The following is a 2,218-nucleotide window of genomic DNA, read 5'->3' on the forward strand; positions in this document are numbered from 1 at the left end:
TACTACCTGGTAGTGCTGTTCCTGCACATAACAGGGAATACACTCCTCGCCTATATTTTATTAGCGCTGTGCCTGGCGGCTTCCAACTTCACCATCTTTTCAATATATATATCGCCCGAAAGCCTCAGCTGTTCAACGCTCATCTTCTTTGTGTATCATTACTATAAATTTCTGCAAACATCCAGTTATCGAAATCTTTTATTTGCGGGATTGTTCCTGGGGTGGCTGGTTACACTAAAAGCATACTTTGCCATTCTCTTTCTTCCCATTGGCATACATTTTCTGTTTACACAGAATAGATTTAACCTTAACCATCTTATTATCGCTGCAAAAAGAACTCTTGTGATCGCAACACCGCTGATCATCTTCCTTACTCCATGGACGATTCGAAATTATACTATCTATGGAAAGATTATTCCGTTGCAGATCAATGCAACCGCAGGGTATAATTACACACAAGCTGATATGGCCTTCCGGAGGTTTGTACAGGCCTGGGGTGGCGATATAATTTTTTGGGAGAAGACGAGTGCGGGTTGTTACTTTATTCCTAATGCCGGCATTCCCTGCGAATTTAAGATGCCTGCATACGCATATACCCGTGAATATGATTCAACGGATATTCAATCTGTACGCAGTAAGTATATAAATCTCCAAACTCATTATTCAGAAACACTCGAAAAAGAAGTAACTGCTGATTTTGATCGTCTCACCAAAAGCTTCCAGCAGGAAAAACCATGGCAGTTCTATATCGTATCTCCGTTTCGAATTACAGCAAAGTTTCTGGTGCACAGCGGATCGTACTATTTACCGATACATTCATCCAATCCATGCTTTCACCCAATTCAATTGGGTATTAAAGTAAGTCAAACCGTTCTTTACTGGATTAGTCTCCTGGCAGGTTTACCAGGAATTATACTGCTTTCCATAAGAACCAGAAACAGCGTGCTTGCTTTTATACCGCTATCGCTCATCCTTCTCTTCCCATTTATTTTCCATGTAGGCGAAGCGCGATATTTCCGTACGGCAGAGCCTCTGTTATACCTGGGAGCCCTATACCTGGTGTGGAGTCTTTTTTCTTTTCTGAAAGACAGCCAGCATCCAACAATCGCATAATTTCAAAACGGAATGCAATAATTCTAAAACCGGATGCAATAATTCTAAAACCGGATGCAATAATTCTAAAACCGGATGCGATAATTCTAAAACCGGATGCAATAATTCTGAAACCGGATACAATAATTCTCGAACCGAAAGCAATAATTCTAAAACCGGACGTAATAATTCCAAGACCGGATGCGATAATTCTAAAACGGGACATTACAATTCTGAAACCGGATGCAATAATTCTAAAATGGGACATGAAAATTTAAAATCATTTTATCCTAATTTCTAATGAGACTGTATGATCTAACAAAACCTTTAAGAGAATCGAATGTTACTCTTAAAGGTTTTTAGGCTGCTTTGCTTCTACTTGAAATTATTTTGCTTTGGTAAATTTTACATCGCTTACTTGCTTATACTGCGGGCTTGTCGCGCCAAATACTGACTTTACATAGTTCTTTATATCAAGACATACATCTACTAAGCCAGTTCCTTCGGCATATAATATGCTATTTCTGGCTATACGAGCATTGCTTAGGTTTGATTCTGCATTAACGACATCACTATTTTTTGATTTAAGATCAATCAGGCGTGTATTAAGTGAGGGTAATTGCAACTCTTCTTCGTTAGGGGTATAATTTGGCTCTACATTGAGCGCATGTATTAAATGCTCGAAATTATCAATCTGTTTATTATAGCTCTGTTGCGATACTGACGATGTTTTTACTTCGGGTTCAGCAACAGCGGCTTCCGTGTCCGTTGCTTCCGGCTTTTTAATGGCAACCGCTCTTTTTCCCTGAATTTTCATATTAGCCGTTTTAGCATCATCTACGTTCTGCTTTAATGCGCCTGATACAGCCATAGCATTTACTATTTTGGTGGCTATGGGTTTCAACGGTTTGAAGGCTTCTTCCCGTAAGTTGGTGGCGCTGTTGTAAACAGATTGCGAGGCTTTGAGTGCCTGGAGCGATGATCGCGCAGATGCAAGCAAGGTATTTAGCGAACTTAATTTTAACGAAGCTTTGGCGGGATTATACTTTGCCCCGTAACCAGTGCAATAAACAATCAGTTTTTCAAGGTTTGCTACATTTTGAGCATGCCCTGTTTCGGATGTTGA

2 protein-coding genes are annotated in these 2,218 nt (G+C 39.9%); one reads left to right on the forward strand and one right to left on the reverse strand.

The annotated features are described in order from the left end of the window. On the forward strand, positions 1 to 1,113 hold a 1,113-nt coding region (locus V7Q33_RS12225; RefSeq protein WP_333820017.1), incomplete at its 5' end, for a hypothetical protein. A gap of 364 nt (positions 1,114 to 1,477) precedes the next feature. On the opposite strand, the gene V7Q33_RS12230 is transcribed toward V7Q33_RS12225, so the two are convergent. After that, the coding region (locus tag V7Q33_RS12230) for a hypothetical protein (protein WP_333820018.1) at positions 1,478 to 2,218 on the reverse strand (741 nt) is incomplete at its 5' end.

Source organism: Ohtaekwangia sp. (assembly GCF_036786105.1).
GTDB lineage: Bacteria > Bacteroidota > Bacteroidia > Cytophagales > Cyclobacteriaceae > Ohtaekwangia.